Here is a 15,980-nt window from a genome sequence, read left to right as displayed (position 1 = left end):
AACAAATAACCAATGATATACCGTAAACCAATACTAGCACTTTCTTTTTTGTTTTTAACTGTGTTATCTTGCATAGATAATGGCTCTAAAACACATGCCATTGCTCAAGAAGAAGAAATTCCAGATTGTAAAATAATGATTATTCTAGGAGACGATAGAAGTGGCTCTTCTCAAAGTATTCAAAAATTAAATAAAGAAGATTATAAAGCTGTAATAGATATTATAAACGAAAACGGAAATGGTTATTTTGCTTCAACTATTTTAGGTAATCCTGCGCCAAATTCTAAAGAGATTTTTAGACTAAAAGTAAGTGCATTAAAACCTTATGAAAACATCTTAACTTCAGATAATCCTACGCTTACCGAACAAGCAAAACAAAAAAAACATAACGAAAAGATAAAAGCTAAAAACGCTAAGATTAAAAAGAAAAACGAATCTCGTTTAAATACTTTTTTGTCTAAAACATTAGAAACATCAATTTTAGGTTATAAACCTTATAAAAATAATGACATTACAAATATAGATTTAGCTTTTGAGCATATTAATAAATTACTAAAAGAACCAAACATTGAAGATTACGATAAAATTATTGTTGCCTTATTTACAGATGGAGTAAACGAACCAAAGCGTAATGGTAAGATTGAAAAAATATCTAATATGTTGGAACTTACAGACAATGCAGAATTGTATTTGGTAGGCTGGAAAGACACTTCTGTATTTTCGGGAATTGAGATTAATCAATTTGAAGGTAAAGAAGGCTTTTTTAGCTACCTTGAAGACTTTGAATGCTTTTAATAAAAAGAACAAACCAACCACATGATAATAAACTGGAACAAACCATCAACCGATAAATCTGAAAATTTATACTCTATTTCTGATGAAGTAGCTGCAAGAGCGAATTCGGCATCAAAACGAGCAAGAGATACTTTCGAAATTTTAAAACCAGACGAAGAAAAACTAAGTCAATGGGATAAAATAATGTCTAATGCTTATGTAGTACCATTTACAATAGCCTTCGTCGTTATTTGTATTTTAGAATACTATTTTAGTCGTGAAATTTACCGAGATATTTTACCTCAAGCACCATGGGTAATTGGTATAGGTATTATTTTTATTTCTATTGTTATTGCAGAACTTTTAGTTGGCATGCTAAGTTCTCACACAAGAAACAAACGTTTTTTTGAAGAGCAAAAAATCTCATCTAATGCTTCTCGTCCAGAATCCGACATTCGCGCAGGTGTTTTTAAACATGCTAGAGGTCAATTTGTTTTTGGAGTAATATTATTTATTGCTATTGGTGCTGCTATTTTTTACTTCTCTAAAGAAAGAGTTGATAGAGAAATTGCTGCTGGTATTCGTGAGTCACTTTTTGGAATTCAAGATATTTTACCTGTTTTATTTTATGTTTTAGAAGTCTTAGCAGGTTTATTTGTTTTCTATTTGTTTAAGCGTTCTGTACTAGCTTTAAAAAATCGCTCCAATAGAAAAGCCTATAGTAAAGAAGTAGAAGTCGCAAGAGCGCATACTAGCGAATCATGTAAATATTTTGATAATGCAGAAAAAGAAGGTTACAATACATTTTTAGATGATGTAAGTAATAATATTCATTTAGGCTTTTATAGAAATAAACACCAAAATACAAATCAGCAACATTTAAATTATGTTAATGAGCCAGAAAAAGAGTTACAACATTTTAAAGCCAAATTTATAACCGTAAATGGGCAAGCTGCACAAGTTACGGTTGATGCATTGACTGAGTATAAATTTAAAGAAAGTAAAACTAGTGATGCTAGTGGTGTTATAGAACTAAGTTTAAATTCGTATCCTGAAGACCAAATAAAGCAATTTAGAATCACCTATTTTAATGCTGATAATGAAAAAGTAATTGAAGATATTTCTGGAAATTACTCTTTAAATAATGAAACACCTTATGAGATTATTTTAAAATAATTTTTAATCTTAATACATAAAAAAAGCCCAATTGAAATTTTAATTGGGCTTTTAATTTATATGATTTTTTTTATAAAGCAGATTTAAATTGCTCTAAGAAACGTACATCGTTTTCACTTAATAATCTAATATCTCCTATTTGGTGCAATAACATTGCAATACGATCTATACCCATACCAAATGCAAAACCCGAATATTCTTTAGAATCTATACCACAGTTTTCTAAAACATTAGGATCTACCATACCACAACCCATAATTTCTAACCAACCGGTTCCTTTTGTGATTTTGTAGTCTACTTCTGTTTCTAATCCCCAATACACATCTACCTCAGCACTTGGTTCTGTAAATGGGAAATATGATGGACGTAATCTAATTTTAGACTTGCCAAATAACTCGGTAGTGAAATATTGTAAGGTTTGTTTTAAATCTGCAAAACTTACATCTTTATCAATATACAATCCTTCAACTTGATGAAAGAAACAATGTGATCTAGCAGAAATAGCTTCGTTTCTATACACACGCCCAGGAGAAATAGTACGAATTGGTGGTTTATTATTTTCCATATAACGTACTTGTACAGAACTGGTGTGCGTACGTAATAATATATCTGGATCTGTTTGAATAAAAAACGTATCCTGCATATCTCTAGCTGGATGGTATTCTGGTAAATTTAATGCTGTAAAATTATGCCAATCGTCTTCAACTTCAGGACCTTCACTTACGTTAAATCCTATTTGAGAAAAAATATCTATAATTTGATTTTTTACTAAAGAAATAGGATGTCTTGCTCCAATAGAAACTGGTTCTCCTGGTTTAGACAAATCACCATAAGCACTAACATCTACAGTATTGTTCTCTAACTCCTCTTTTAAAGTATTTACTTTTTCTTGAGCCGTATTTTTGAGTTGATTTATTACTTGACCAAATTCCTTTTTTTGATCGCTAGCTACATTTTTAAACTCAGCAAAATATTCTTTAACGATTCCTTTTTGACCTAAAAGCTTTATTCTAAAGGCTTCAACCTCTTCCTTAGATTGTGCTTTAAAAGCTTCTGCTTCTGCTATAAGTTCTTTTATCTTGTCTATCATAATCTGTAAATGATTGGCAAATTTATAAATTTTATCGGGATTTGCCTTAGCTAAGCAAGCATTTATTGGTGTTCAATTATATTAAAATATAGAGAAAAAGATTAATCTATATATTCTGTTTCAACAAAGTAATTAACTATTGCTTCTTTCATTAAAACACTCTGCTCTCCTGCTTTTAAGTTTGGTAATTGTTCTTTTACGGTATAGTGTGGCCAACCATCTTCGTCTACAAAATCGAATTCGTAGTAACCATAAGGTGTTAATAATTTACAAATGGCAATATGCATTAAATCTAGCTTATGGTCTTTTTTAAATTTTCGATCTAATTGTCCTAACTCCTGTACACCTATAAGGTAAATTATAGCGTCTAAGTCTAATGTATCTCCATCTGCAAATTGTTTAGATAATTTATCTACCACTAATTCCCAGCGTTGTTTTAATGCTTCGTCTCTTGACATATTATTTGTAACTGTTAATAAAGAGAATCTTATTTAATGTATAACAATTTTAATATGATTCCGTTATAAAAACAAAACCAATTAAACCAAAAATATAAATAGACTCTTTCTCCTAAAAGGACCATTATTTGGTTTCGCAGGCAAAGTTAATTTATATTTGTCTAAAATCTAATATTATGGCTGTTATTGATATTGTTTTAGGTGCTTTACTTCTTTTTGGTCTTGTTCGTGGTTTCATGAAAGGCCTTTTTGTTGAAGTAGCATCTCTTGTTGCTATGATTGCTGGTGTTTACGGCGCCATTCATTTTAGTTATTTTGTTGCCGAGTTTTTACAAAGTAGAACAGAATGGGCAGAAAAGACTATTAATGTCACTGCATTTGCTATAACCTTTGTAATTATTATTATTGTTGTTGCTTTAGCAGGAAAAGCATTAACTAAATTGGCAGATTTTGCATCTCTAGGTATTTTAAATAAATTATTAGGCGGTATTTTTGGAGCCCTTAAAATAGGTTTAATTCTAAGTGTATTATTAATTGTTTTTAACAAAATGAATAATACTATCACTTTTGTAAACGATGAACATATTGAAGACTCATTACTTTACGAACCTGTAAAATCTATTGCGCCTTTAATTTTCCCGAGTATTATTAAGGCAGCAGATGAAGATATTTCTACTGAGGAAACTACTTCTTAATATATAAAATTGATTGGTTTTTATTTACTGTTAGATTGAGTGATTTTTGATAAAAATTGTATCGAGAAGATCTTTTTCATTTATGACTATAATTACTAATACTCATATTTTACGCATTAATAAACTCTGCTACTATAGCTCTTCCTTCTTATAATACTATCGAATCAAAAGTATTAACTCTAAAAGAGTTAATTTCCTCACAAACTCTTTCTTTAACATCCAGTCATTCCAATATACTACCCAAAACTCCTCATTAGAACACTAGCCTGTAAATAATTCTTACCAGTTCTATAATTCTTTTTTCGTTCAAAATGAAGATTGGTTATTTCACCAAATTTAGTGCCTTGTTCTAATTTATATATAAGCTGTAAAATATCATTGTAGTTGCCTTGTAAGGTAAATAGATATGTATTATAAGTTAAATTATCTTTTTGAATTACATGTGGTTCCAAAAAGCTTATTAGTTGAATGCTATTAGTATTTGCAAATGTATTAATACTTTTAAGTAGACTGTTTTGAATCGAACTACCATTAATTTGATACTTAACAAGTAACGAATCGTAATACTTCTCTTTTTGTTTTAAAATTGATAATTGTTTAGGTGCATTTTTAAAAAGCAACTCTTGTTTCTTAAGACTATTAAACTCTTTTCGTAATGCTATAGTATTAGAAATAGCATATTGGTATCCTAAAATTAAAACAAATAAAAAACCTATTAATAATGCTATGTTTTTGTTTTTGCTAGTCATTATTAATATTGATTTTTAAACTAAAAGTTGATTTGGACCTTGTAAGATCACTATAGTCTATAATTTCTACATTTTTAACCCAGTCATTCGTTTCTATATCATTAATCCATTTAGAAAACACCTCACTAGAATTAGAGTCTCCAGATACTAATATAACATTGCTATTCAATTCAATATCTTTTTCAGCTTTGATTCTTTTTAATAAAGGCTGATAGTTTAGCTGTGATAAAAGAATGGAATTAGGTAAACTTTGTACAATAGCATTTGCGTAAAAAGAGCTTTTAGAGCTACTGCTTTTAAGCATATTATCTACCATTTCTTGAGTTTTATTTACAGACTTACTTAGGTCTAAAATCTTTTTCTTAGTTGTTAGGTTTATTTGTGAAGTTTGTTGTAGCTCATTTACTTTATTATAATAATGATTAAAAAACAAGAAATTTATAAACAGTAAACCTAAAATGAGAAGACCAGCATATTTTAAAAATTGATTAAAAAAGCGTTTGTTATTATATTCTCTTAATAAATTCTTCTTTTGTGTTTCAAAGTTGGTATTAGAATTATTCGATTTTAAAACAGATTGTAATGCTCCAGAAAAGGACAAAATCGTATGATTAGATATAGATAATCCATTAATATCATATGTTCGATTCTCTAAATCATTAATCTTTTTTATATCTACTAACTCCTCTTTTTCAATAGAAACATAGGCATTAGATGTTGCTATTTTTTCTTCAGAATTAATAAACCTTGTAACACTAGAAATGAGAGAATTTCCTAAACTAAAATTAATTACAGACACCCCTAATTGAGAATATTGCTCTATCAAATTATCAACATATTCCTTTCTGCAAATAGATATAAAACGATTACTTTTTTGTTTAACAAGCTCATAATAAAAATCATCTAAATTAATATTTGGAAATGCTTGATAGACTACTTTTAAATCATTATTTATATTGCCAATAACTCTTTTAGTAATAACATTATCATTATTTATGACTAATGTAATATGTTGCTTTTTGGGAAGTGAATTGAAAGCATCATCAATAGAAGAAACCTCAGAAGTATGCTCAATATCAACCTGGTTTTTTGCTTTTTTTAGAAGCGAGGTAATAATTACTCCCTTACCATTTTTTATAGTATGTTCTATACCACAAAAACGGTTTCCAAATAACAAATATGATTTTATTTTATTAAGCATTAATAAACTACTGTTGGTTTTATTAATACTGACAACTTTGATTTCTTAGCTGTTCTTGTACGCCTACTAAACAAATATTTTATTATTGGAATCCTTGCTAAAAAGGGTACTCCTGATCCAGAATCATTTTTTGCATTTTCCTCTAACCCTCCAAGAATAGCAATATCTTGATCTTGCATACGAATAATAGATGTAAATGTCCTAGAATTAATATCTGGCGGCGCATCTGCATCAATTCTATTCCCAAAACTTGATTGTATAACATTTATGTCTAATAAAACATGTCCATCTCCTGTAACCGATGGTTTTATGGTTAAACCTAATTCTGCTTCTATAGGAACGTAATTTACAATTTCATTTGTTAAAGGGTTATCTGCTCCAATAATACTTCTTTCGGTAACCGTATAATAAGATGTTTGTCCATTAGAAAATGTTGCTCTGTGACCATTTAAAGTTGCTAATTTAGGCGTTGATAAAATTTTAAAATTACCATTAGATTCCATTAACTTTATTTTAGAAAAAAAGTTTGGAACAACCTTGCCTAAATTAAAACCAGCAAAATCACCAAAGCCTCCAATAATTTTATTTATTGTTTTTGCGCCTAAGGTAATATCTGTTTCAGGATATATTCCTCCTTGGGTTGTTACTGGTTCATTTCCTATTCCCCATTCAATTCCAGTATCTGTAGTTGTGTTTCTGCTCACTTCAATAATCATGACTTCAATAAGTACTACAGGAACTGGCTTATCTATTTGATTAATAAATGCTTTAAAGCGTTCTATTTTTGTGCTTGGACCAGTAACGTAAAAGCTATTAAGTTCATAATCTGTATTAAAGTCTAAACCTTCTTTTACTTCTTCCGGAACAATAGTTAATAAGTCTTTAGATTCTGCACTTCTTGGACTTTGTGTTCCTCTTTGAGTATTATTATTTCTATTTGTTTGTTGAGAGTTGTTACCAAAATTATTACTTCTTGCTTGGTTATTAAAACCTATGCTATTTCCATAATTTCCGGTTCTGTAATTATTACTAAAATTATTCCTAGAAGAAGTTCCGCCTGCAGGATCTGATAATAGTTCTACAGAACGATATTGCAAGTATACAATTTCAACCTTGCGAACACTTAACTGTTTCTCTGTACCAAAGAAGTACACATTACCTTCCTTTTTAAAGGTAAAAACAGCATCGTCCGTTTTACTACTTACACTTTGTTGGTTATTTGGGTTTTGTCCAGACCTTGGTTGTTGCGAGTTTTGACTATTAATAGGCGTTGTTGAAGACGACGAATTCGCTTCAAAAATCTTGACTAATAAATCATCAAAACTTATGTTTTTTGTTTTAAAAGAAGCTGTTCCTGCATTATCTAAAGGAGATGCTGTAAAAACATCTATATCTAATTCATTTCCTATATCGTTAATAATATTTCCTATAGGTTCGTTTACAATATTAACTTCTAATAGTTTCTTTTCTTTATCTATAACTTTAAAAAAGAAATTAGATCTACGTCTTTTTACTGGTCTTTGAGCTGTTTGGTTTGAATTAGAACCATTAGCATTACTTACAACTGCATTATTTTCAAACACATAAAACCCTTCTTTTGTCTTTTCTACATATAAATTATTAGCAAGTGCTAAGTTTTCCATTGCCGTATCAAATGGCACTTGTTGTATATAAGCTGTTATTGCTTTATTCTCAAGACCTGGAGTGAACACAAGATTCTTTCCAGAATTATCCATTATTTTTTTAAAAACATCATACAGTTTGTCTCCTTTTGCATCTATAGAGATCGACTTATTTGCTGGAATATATGTAATAGGAATAATGCGTTCTTCTATTTCTTTCTGTGGCTCTTGGTATTTTTTTACTGCTAATATATTACCAGTAAAATCTATTGTTAGACTATGTTCTTTACATAAAAAGACTAATAAATTTGTGACTGTAACATCTGGAAAACTAGGTGAAATTATAATATTGTTTAAGTCGTTAGAAGAATTGATGTTTAACTTATGTACCTCTGCAACAGCCTTTAAAAAAGTAGACAACTGGATGTCTTTAACGGTTATTTCTGTTTTTAAATTTTCGGTTAAACCATTATTTGTAACAGACAAAGCTGTTAATTGATTTTTTATAGTTTCTATACGTTGTTCTTCTTTCTGGGCAAAAGAAAAACTAAAGTAGAATAGTAATATTATGTAGATTATTTTTTTCATCTCTATGCTAGCCGTTAACGAGTAACTTTTTAATTAGTTTAATCAGATAATAAAGCATAAACCTCTTCAACCGAAGTTATCCCTTTTTCTATTAATTCTATTGCATTACTTTTAAGTGTAGCAATATTATGTTCTTTAATATAACTATCTATTTCTAAATCGTTATGTTTTATATTCTCTATTAGCGTTTTTGTAATAGGTATAATTTCATAAATCGCTTTTCTATCTTTATACCCTGTATAATAGCAAGCATTGCAACCAACTGCTCTATAATGCGTTTTTAAACTGTTTGGGATTTCAAAATTAGAAGGAAATATAGCATCCGTAATAACGCTTTCTTCTTTACAAGTATTGCATAGTTTTCTAACCAATCTTTGTGCAACACTAACATTTAAAGTACTCGCTATTAAAAAAGCTGGAATTCCCATATCAATTAATCTTGAAATAGTAGCCCATGCAGAGTTTGTATGTATTGTTGACAAAACTAGATGTCCCGTCAAGGCTGCGCGAATAGCCATGTTAGCCGTCTTAGCATCTCTAATCTCACCAACCATTATTACATCTGGATCTTGACGTAAAAAGGTACGCAATGTACTGGCAAAATCTAATCCAATATTTTCTTTTAATTGTACTTGATTAATACCCTCAAGTGTGTATTCAATTGGATCTTCTATTGTAAGAATATTGGTTTGGTTATCATTTAATAGCTTAAGCGTTGCGTAAAGCGTTGTTGTTTTTCCAGATCCTGTTGGTCCTGATATTAAGATAATACCATTAGGTTTTTTAATTGTCTCTTTATAAACTCTAAGCTCTGAATTAGAGAAACCTAAATCTTCTAAATTAATATGATTAGCATCTTTACTTAAAATACGCAAAACCATTTTTTCACCATGTAGTGTTGGCAATGAGGATACACGAATATCAAATTCATCAGTATTTGTTTTTACTGTAATTCGACCATCTTGAGGCAAACGCTTTTCAGAAATATCTAAACCTGCTTTTATTTTAAGTTTATTTATAATAACAGGATACTCATCTAAAGGAATTAAAAATTGTTCTTTTAATTTACCATCTAACCTAAAACGGACTCTACATTTTAACTCGTAAGATTCAAAATGGATGTCACTACTACCAATATTTTTTGCAGAATACAATAACTTCTCTAAAAAATCACTACTATAATGAAAATCTTCTGTTTTATTAGAATTTTGTTGTCTAAAATTTGTTGCTAAATACTGTCTAATATTTTCTGAAGATTCAGATAATAATTCGATCTTTTGTCCTAAAACAATTTCTAACTCTTGTTTAAGCGCTTTTGAAACATTATCAGATTTAAAAATAACATATTCATTGTTAGCTTCAAATGGTACAATATTATAGTGATAGGCTTGTTCACTACTAATAGTTTGTAATAAAGACGTTTCTATGTTAAAGTCGTTTTTCAAATTTATATAGTATAGACTGTATTAATAAAACCTAACCAATGTGTAGTGTATATACATGCAAAAAACAAACTCATATATCCAGCCAAAGGCACTGTTTTGTATGTTGATTTTTTCTTTAAAAACAAATGAAGTATCAAAGAGAAAATAAGTGCAAAAACAAATAGAATAATAAAAGAAATACTTGAAAAAGAAAAAGCTATTGCAAAAAAGAAAAGTACATCTCCTAATCCAAACGTATTTTTAAAATCTGTTTTTAATTTAAACTTAGAATACATAGATACTATAATTAATAAAAAAACAACAAATAAAATATTTGTAGTTATAGTATATAACACAATTTCAGGCATTTGTTTTTTTACAAGTAATAGACCACAACAAAACCCTATAATAGGGAATAAAAACCAATAAACTTTACGTTCTTTAATATCTTGAAAAAACACGAATAAGAATGTTGCAAGTAAAAGCCATTTTACAATTATTAAAATCATTTAATCTTTTACAATTTGTTTAGGCACACCATTTTCATCAATTTCCCAAATATTAAATATCCCGTCTCCATCAAAATCTGTAATAGCAGTAGCTTTAGCCTTAAAAGTACTATTGGTAGCACTTAGAATTTCATAAGTATAATTTGCAGTTCCATTATTATTAACTGTTTTTGGTGCTTCAAAATCAATATCATTAAAATCAATAGCATATTTAGAATACATATAATAGTATGTGGTTTGCGAGTTATGTAAATGCTTTAATTGCGTTTGAGCTTCGACACTTTTTGTTTTAGCTATTAATGGCATTAACTTAGGATAAGCAATTAATAATAAAATACCAATAATAACTAATACAATTAATATTTCCTGAAGGTTATAGGCAGGTATTTTTTTATTTAATATCATGTGCAAAAGTAATTTGGAAGTAAATATAAATATTATTAGCAGTAATCATTATATATTGTCTTTAAAGTGCTTTTTTTATTGTCTATATTCATAAATTTAGACTAATGCACACCATACTAATTCTTTATTAAACTAGTTATTAATTATATTTACGACCTAAGTATAAAACATAACTAGCAGTTTTATATAGTTACAAAAATAAATTTAATGCTAAAAAACATAATTAGTCTTTGCGTACTTATACTTTTAGTAAGTTGCAAAACCGTATCAATAGATAACCAAATGCAATCAACAACTACTCAACAAATTATATTGGGTACTATTGGTATAGACAAAGAATTGCTTTTAAACAAAAGCTATACAAATACAGCTATTCCAGAATATAAAGAACCTGTTAAAGTATCGGTTTCTGTAAAGTCTTTTAATAAAAAAACATTTAAAGCGTTTAGTAATGCTAATACAGCTAATTTAATTACTGTAAATTATGTAGATTCTTTAGAGATTAAACCTAAGTTTGTTAGTTTATATATTCAAGATAAAATTACAGTCTTAAAAGCACTTAATAGTAAAACTAATAAAACGGTAAAAAGTTATTTAACCACAAAAAACGAAGCAAGTATTATTAGCTATTTGTCTATGGCATTAAACCAACAAGCGATTACTAATATTTCACAGGCAGATGAATGCTTTTTAGAAAAAGATGGCATTAAATCTTATACTTTACAATTATATAAAAATGGTGAAAAGACAAATATCATAAGATTTAATGACGGTGTTGTCTTTGCATACAAAACATTAAATTGTTGCTGGAAACAAAATGAAAAACAACAATTAGAGATTGTAGATTTGATAGATCCAATAAATAGATGTCCAAATAAAACAAGTATGAGAGCTTCTCGTGCAAAAAAAGAGATTAACTATTTTAAATTATAAAAATGAAGCCTATTTTTAAATCACTTTTAATCATACTGGTAGTTATATCTTGTGATGATATTGTAGAAGTAGAAGATATATCTAATAGTATAGTAACCATTTTAGCACCTACTGATGATGTTACATTAACTGCAGCAGATATTACTTTTTCTTGGCAAGCTGTAAGTGAAGCTGAAACTTATACCATACAAATTGCAACGCCTAATTTTGAGAATGCTACACAAATAATTTTAGATTCTACAATTATAACAACTAGCTTCACAAAACTATTAGTATCTGGAGATTACGAGTGGCGCATAAAAGCAGAAAACTCAGGGTATTCAACAGCTTACACTGCGCAAAATTTATCTATTTCACCTGCAGATGTTGTAAATATATCTAATGCTACTGTTTCTTTATTAGCACCAGCAGATGCTGTTATATTTAATACATCAGATACAATTAATTTTTCATGGGACTCTACTTTAGGCGCAGATAATTATACTATACAAATTGCAACACCTAATTTTGCTAATGCTACGCAAATTGTAGAGAATCAAACAGTAACAGCTACTAATTTTAGTATTTCGAATTTAATTGCTAATAGTTATGAATGGCGAGTAAAAGCTATAAATACAAATTACCAAACTAATTATACAGCTCAAGTATTTACTGTTGAGGAATAAAACAAAAACATACATACTTTTAGCAACAGTTATTTGCTTATGGAGCTTTATTGGTTTCAAAATAGTAAATACGATTAATCCAGAAACGCAAGAAGTAAGCGAACAAGAATTTACAGTAACGTTTAATCCTAGTAAAAAAGAAAAAAGAGATACATTTTCAATTGAAAAGACTAATAAAGATCCTTTTTTAGGCACATTAATCCCAACTAAAAGCGCCAAAAGAAATACTGCAAAAAATACTAAAAAAATAGAACCTGAAGTGATGCCAAATATTACCTATGGTGGTTTAGTAAAACAGTCTACACAGCAGGTCTTTATTGTAAATATAGACAATAATCAACACCTACTAAAAAAGGGACAAACAGTTCAAAATGTTAAGCTTATAAAAGGAAATACTAAAGAAATTGTAGTCTCTGTAAATAATAAAAGACTAACAATTCCTTTATAATGTTATTTTTTAAATTTAAAGCTGGAGCATTACAACTTACACTGTTTATAGTTGTTATTATTGCTTTATTATTGGCTGGATTTATACTTTTTACTCATATACACAATCGTTTTAAAGTACAAACAAGTTTTGTTATTGAAACTATTACAAATGCAAATAAAGGCATTGATTATTTTTTATTAAACAACATTAAAACTAATGACACTACTGCAGTTAAATTAAATGAAGAAGATTATAAAACGTTAAAATTAGTTCACTCTTCTTGGGGTGTTTTTGAGAAAGTGGTGTCAATCTCAAAAATTAAAACGAATAGCTTAAAAAAAGTAGCTTTAATTGGTGCTATTCAACCAGAGCTATATAGAACAGCATTATACATTCAAGATAACAACAAACCATTAGTATTAGTAGGAAACACTAAAATTGAAGGTCTAGCGTATTTACCAGAGCGAGGCGTTAAATCTGGAACTATTTCTGGCCAATCATATTATGGCACTCAACTTATTTATGGGCCAACAAAAATAGCGTCTAATTTACCATCATTAAATACTGAAATAGAGAAACAATGCGCTGCATTTAAAAATCTGATAAAAACAATTAATCCAAAACAACTTATAGCTATAGATCCAGGTAAAAGTTACACTAATTCCTTTTTAGAACCTTTACAAATGGTATATAGCAACTCTGCAATTAGATTAAATAACAATCGCTTTATAGGACATATTATTATCCAATCTAAAACCAAAATTATAGTAGATAATACTGCTATTTTAAAAGATGTAATTTTAATCGCTCCAGATATTGAAATACAAAGCAATGTAAATGGTAATTTTCAAGCTATAGCAACAAAAAATATCATTATTGGAAAAAATTCTAATTTAAAATATCCATCTAGCCTAGTTTTAATAGAAGAAGAAACTATTAATGTGGTAAACAAAGGCACAAACAAAAACGTTAATCATATTAAAATAGACGCTAATTCAAAAGTAAAAGGCATAGTGCTTTTTAAAGGTGAAACACAAAAAAGCAATTACAAAGCTAATATTGAAATAGAAAAAGGAGCTATAATCTATGGTGAAGTTTATTGTAATGAAAATACAGAATTAGAGGGTAAGATTTATGGTAGTATATTTACTAATAATTTTGTAGCCAATCAATTTGGTTCTATATACCAAAATCATATTTATAACGGGACTATTATAGTCGACAATCTACAACAAGAATATGTTGGTTTGCTGTTTAAGAATTCAAAAAAAGGAATCGTTAAATGGTTATACTAAAAAAAATAAAAGCCTCTACTCTAATGGAAACATTAGTTGCTACTGTACTTATTATTATTGTATTTATGTTAGCGAGTATGATATTAAATAACATCCTCTCTAATATAATTAAAACAAATACAAGAGCAATAGAAGCCCAATTAAATGAATTACAATATTTACAAAGAAATGACAAGTTGCAATTACCGCATAACGAATCTTTTAAACATTGGGGCATTTCTGCTGATCATTTTATAGAAAATAATAAAACCATTATAGAATTTGAAGCTATAAATACAGAAACAAATAAAACCATAACGAAACAGTATTTTGAAACAAGACCATAAAATAACAGCATTTACTTTAAGCGAAATGTTGATTGTACTTATCTTAACAGCTGTTGTTGTTGGATTGGCCTTTTCTGTATTGTCTTTAGTACAAAGACATATGACTAGTATTCAAAATAACTTTCAACAAGCGACAGCGTTAAATAAGTTAGAAACGTCTCTATGGATTGATTTTAATCGTTACAATACAATTAAATATAATGACATCGAGAATCAAATGGTATTTTCTTCAGAAATAGATTCTATACACTATACGTTTACAAAAGAGTATATTGTAAAAACATTAGATACATTTAGAATTCCCTTAGATAATAAAACGGTGTTTTTTAATGGTGATGTAATACAAAATGGTACTATTGATGCGTTTAAATTAGAAACATCAAAAGCGTTTCAAAATCAAAAATTATTTATTTATAAAGACAATGCTGCATCGGCATATATGAAATAATGGCATTTCAATTAGATAACATATCAAAACCAAAAACGGTAACAACTAAAAAAAGTGATACTACATCTTTTCTACAAAAAGAAATTACGCTTTTTGGCAATTCATTTTCTAATAAAATTAAAGAGGATTTATATTCAGAATTAAGTGTATTACTCAAAGCAGGTATAACACTTAAAGATGCTTTAGAGTTAATAGAAAGCTCTCATAAAAAACAACAACATAAAGACGTATTAAAAAACATATCTGAGAGCATTGTTTCTGGACAAACACTATCGCAAAGTGTAGCAGAACAAAAAGAATTTACAGATTACGAGTATTATTCTTTAAAAATAGGAGAAGAAACAGGAACCTTAGATCAAGTAGTACAACAACTAAGTGGATTTTATGCTCGTAAAAATGAACAGCGACGTAATATTGTTAGCGCCTTAACTTATCCTACAATTATACTATCTACTGCCATTCTTGTTTTGGTTTTTATGCTAACTTATGTAGTACCAATGTTTCAAGATATTTTTGAGCAACAAAAAGTAGAATTACCTGCTATTACTAAATTAATTGTTGCAGCATCAGAGTTTATTAAAAGCTATGGTTGGCTTATATTAGTAATTGTATTACTATTATTCTCTTCAAGAGCTATTTTTAATAAAAAACTATGGTTTAAGAAGATAAAAGATGAGTTTGCTATAAAATTACCCTTTATAGGCGATTTTGTAAAAACCGTGTATTTATCACAATTCACACAAGCGGTAAGTTTATTAACAGCATCCAAAGTACCTGTGGTTAACAGTATCCAATTGGTAAAACAAATGATAGACTTCTATCCTTTAAAAGATGCGTTAAACAAAGTTGAAGAGAGTATTTTAAAAGGAAATACTCTTAGCGATAGTTTAAAACAACATAAGCTGTTTGATGATAAAATGGTAGCTATGGTAAAAGTCGCTGAAGAAACTAATCAAAATGAATTTATTTTCGAACGATTAAACACGCAATACAATACACAAGTACAACAACGCTCTAAACTATTATCAACCCTGATGGAACCTTTTATTATTTTATTTGTAGGGGTTTTAGTAGGAGTTATTTTAATTGCAATGTATCTACCTATGTTTAAATTGAGTAGTGTTATGGGGTAGAAATTAATTTAGGTGTTGTAACGCTTACAAGGCTCTATCAGTAGTTATTAAAGTTTATT

Annotated in this window: 18 protein-coding genes; 10 read left to right on the top strand and 8 right to left on the bottom strand. The window is 28.5% G+C overall.

From position 1 onward, the window contains the following. Positions 1-12 precede the first annotated feature (12 nt). Together Q0997_RS03320 and Q0997_RS03315 are read left to right on the top strand one after the other, a co-directional pair. Positions 13-795, top strand: coding sequence for a hypothetical protein (locus Q0997_RS03320; RefSeq protein ID WP_299884452.1), 783 nt, complete (start codon positions 13-15; stop codon positions 793-795). Positions 796-816: 21 nt separating this feature from the next. Beyond that, the gene (locus Q0997_RS03315; protein ID WP_299884449.1) at positions 817-1,950 is read left to right on the top strand and encodes a hypothetical protein; all 1,134 of its coding nucleotides are present in this window, start codon (positions 817-819) and stop codon (positions 1,948-1,950) included. A 70-nt stretch (positions 1,951-2,020) separates the two neighbouring features. Here the strand turns inward: Q0997_RS03315 and pheS are convergent, their stop codons facing one another. Both pheS and Q0997_RS03305 read right to left on the bottom strand, forming a co-directional pair. Then, entirely contained in the window at positions 2,021-3,040 is a 1,020-nt protein-coding gene (gene pheS / locus Q0997_RS03310) for a phenylalanine--tRNA ligase subunit alpha (RefSeq protein ID WP_299884446.1), read from the bottom strand. Between the two features lie 101 nt (positions 3,041-3,141). Then, entirely contained in the window at positions 3,142-3,498 is a 357-nt protein-coding gene (locus tag Q0997_RS03305) for a hypothetical protein (RefSeq protein WP_299884443.1), read from the bottom strand. Between the two features lie 176 nt (positions 3,499-3,674). Here Q0997_RS03305 and Q0997_RS03300 point away from each other — a divergent pair, with 176 nt between their 5' ends. Continuing rightward, complete coding sequence (locus Q0997_RS03300; RefSeq protein WP_299884440.1) at positions 3,675-4,193, top strand: CvpA family protein; 519 nt, start codon at positions 3,675-3,677, stop codon at positions 4,191-4,193. A gap of 236 nt (positions 4,194-4,429) precedes the next feature. On the opposite strand, the gene Q0997_RS03295 is transcribed toward Q0997_RS03300, so the two are convergent. The 6 genes from Q0997_RS03295 to Q0997_RS03270 are packed head-to-tail and all read right to left on the bottom strand — an operon-like array spanning position 4,430 to position 10,691. Beyond that, complete coding sequence (locus Q0997_RS03295; protein ID WP_299884437.1) at positions 4,430-4,942, bottom strand: hypothetical protein; 513 nt, start codon at positions 4,940-4,942, stop codon at positions 4,430-4,432. Beyond that, positions 4,935-6,143 (bottom strand): hypothetical protein, encoded by a 1,209-nt coding sequence (locus tag Q0997_RS03290; protein ID WP_299884434.1) that lies wholly within the window; start codon positions 6,141-6,143, stop codon positions 4,935-4,937. Before Q0997_RS03290 ends, Q0997_RS03295 begins: the two co-directional genes overlap by 8 nt. Further along, positions 6,143-8,353 (bottom strand): general secretion pathway protein GspD, encoded by a 2,211-nt coding sequence (locus Q0997_RS03285; protein ID WP_299884431.1) that lies wholly within the window; start codon positions 8,351-8,353, stop codon positions 6,143-6,145. Before Q0997_RS03285 ends, Q0997_RS03290 begins: the two co-directional genes overlap by 1 nt. Before the next feature lie 38 nt (positions 8,354-8,391). Then, on the bottom strand, positions 8,392-9,804 hold the full coding sequence (locus Q0997_RS03280) for a GspE/PulE family protein (RefSeq protein ID WP_299885504.1): 1,413 nt from the start codon (positions 9,802-9,804) through the stop codon (positions 8,392-8,394). Then, positions 9,801-10,286 carry a hypothetical protein gene (locus Q0997_RS03275; protein ID WP_299884429.1) on the bottom strand — a complete coding sequence of 162 codons (486 nt, stop codon included), beginning with the start codon at positions 10,284-10,286 and terminating at the stop codon, positions 9,801-9,803. The genes Q0997_RS03280 and Q0997_RS03275 overlap by 4 nt, the downstream gene beginning before the upstream one ends. Then, positions 10,287-10,691 (bottom strand): type IV pilin protein, encoded by a 405-nt coding sequence (locus Q0997_RS03270; protein ID WP_299884427.1) that lies wholly within the window; start codon positions 10,689-10,691, stop codon positions 10,287-10,289. Positions 10,692-10,898: 207 nt separating this feature from the next. Here Q0997_RS03270 and Q0997_RS03265 point away from each other — a divergent pair, with 207 nt between their 5' ends. Genes Q0997_RS03265 through Q0997_RS03235 form a run of 7 tightly spaced genes read left to right on the top strand, consistent with a single transcriptional unit; the run spans position 10,899 to position 15,921 of the window. Then, a complete protein-coding gene (locus tag Q0997_RS03265; protein ID WP_299884424.1) occupies positions 10,899-11,624 on the top strand; it encodes a hypothetical protein in 726 nt (241 codons plus the stop codon). A gap of 2 nt (positions 11,625-11,626) precedes the next feature. Then, the gene (locus tag Q0997_RS03260; protein ID WP_299884422.1) at positions 11,627-12,289 is read left to right on the top strand and encodes a hypothetical protein; all 663 of its coding nucleotides are present in this window, start codon (positions 11,627-11,629) and stop codon (positions 12,287-12,289) included. Beyond that, positions 12,279-12,737 (top strand): hypothetical protein, encoded by a 459-nt coding sequence (locus Q0997_RS03255; protein ID WP_299884419.1) that lies wholly within the window; start codon positions 12,279-12,281, stop codon positions 12,735-12,737. Before Q0997_RS03260 ends, Q0997_RS03255 begins: the two co-directional genes overlap by 11 nt. Then, positions 12,737-14,014 (top strand): hypothetical protein, encoded by a 1,278-nt coding sequence (locus Q0997_RS03250; RefSeq protein WP_299884417.1) that lies wholly within the window; start codon positions 12,737-12,739, stop codon positions 14,012-14,014. The genes Q0997_RS03255 and Q0997_RS03250 overlap by 1 nt, the downstream gene beginning before the upstream one ends. 23 nt (positions 14,015-14,037) lie before the next feature. Then, positions 14,038-14,340: a hypothetical protein gene (locus Q0997_RS03245; RefSeq protein WP_299884414.1), complete on the top strand. Its 303-nt coding sequence runs from the start codon at positions 14,038-14,040 to the stop codon at positions 14,338-14,340. Further along, a complete protein-coding gene (locus Q0997_RS03240; RefSeq protein WP_299884412.1) occupies positions 14,324-14,788 on the top strand; it encodes a type II secretion system protein J in 465 nt (154 codons plus the stop codon). The genes Q0997_RS03245 and Q0997_RS03240 overlap by 17 nt, the downstream gene beginning before the upstream one ends. Then, the gene (locus Q0997_RS03235; RefSeq protein ID WP_299884409.1) at positions 14,788-15,921 is read left to right on the top strand and encodes a type II secretion system F family protein; all 1,134 of its coding nucleotides are present in this window, start codon (positions 14,788-14,790) and stop codon (positions 15,919-15,921) included. The genes Q0997_RS03240 and Q0997_RS03235 overlap by 1 nt, the downstream gene beginning before the upstream one ends. The last annotated feature ends 59 nt before the right edge of the window (positions 15,922-15,980 follow it).

It is taken from the genome of uncultured Lacinutrix sp., assembly GCF_947500325.1.
Classification (GTDB): Bacteria; Bacteroidota; Bacteroidia; order Flavobacteriales; family Flavobacteriaceae; genus Lacinutrix.
This window is presented reverse-complemented; position numbering and strand designations above follow the sequence as displayed.

Bases quoted from the DNA above. Each gene is read 5' to 3' on its own strand.
- Q0997_RS03300 (WP_299884440.1), top strand. From the start codon at position 3,675: ATGGCTGTTATTGATATTGTTTTAGGTGCTTTACTTCTTTTTGGTCTT.
- Q0997_RS03295 (WP_299884437.1), bottom strand. From the start codon at position 4,942: ATGACTAGCAAAAACAAAAACATAGCATTATTAATAGGTTTTTTATTT.
- Q0997_RS03290 (WP_299884434.1), bottom strand. From the start codon at position 6,143: ATGCTTAATAAAATAAAATCATATTTGTTATTTGGAAACCGTTTTTGT.
- Q0997_RS03270 (WP_299884427.1), bottom strand. From the start codon at position 10,691: ATGATATTAAATAAAAAAATACCTGCCTATAACCTTCAGGAAATATTA.
- Q0997_RS03315 (WP_299884449.1), top strand. From the start codon at position 817: ATGATAATAAACTGGAACAAACCATCAACCGATAAATCTGAAAATTTA.
- Q0997_RS03260 (WP_299884422.1), top strand. From the start codon at position 11,627: ATGAAGCCTATTTTTAAATCACTTTTAATCATACTGGTAGTTATATCT.
- pheS (WP_299884446.1), bottom strand. From the start codon at position 3,040: ATGATAGACAAGATAAAAGAACTTATAGCAGAAGCAGAAGCTTTTAAA.
- Q0997_RS03265 (WP_299884424.1), top strand. From the start codon at position 10,899: ATGCTAAAAAACATAATTAGTCTTTGCGTACTTATACTTTTAGTAAGT.
- Q0997_RS03235 (WP_299884409.1), top strand. From the start codon at position 14,788: ATGGCATTTCAATTAGATAACATATCAAAACCAAAAACGGTAACAACT.
- Q0997_RS03275 (WP_299884429.1), bottom strand. From the start codon at position 10,286: ATGATTTTAATAATTGTAAAATGGCTTTTACTTGCAACATTCTTATTC.
- Q0997_RS03285 (WP_299884431.1), bottom strand. From the start codon at position 8,353: ATGAAAAAAATAATCTACATAATATTACTATTCTACTTTAGTTTTTCT.
- Q0997_RS03305 (WP_299884443.1), bottom strand. From the start codon at position 3,498: ATGTCAAGAGACGAAGCATTAAAACAACGCTGGGAATTAGTGGTAGAT.
- Q0997_RS03250 (WP_299884417.1), top strand. From the start codon at position 12,737: ATGTTATTTTTTAAATTTAAAGCTGGAGCATTACAACTTACACTGTTT.
- Q0997_RS03245 (WP_299884414.1), top strand. From the start codon at position 14,038: ATGGAAACATTAGTTGCTACTGTACTTATTATTATTGTATTTATGTTA.
- Q0997_RS03320 (WP_299884452.1), top strand. From the start codon at position 13: ATGATATACCGTAAACCAATACTAGCACTTTCTTTTTTGTTTTTAACT.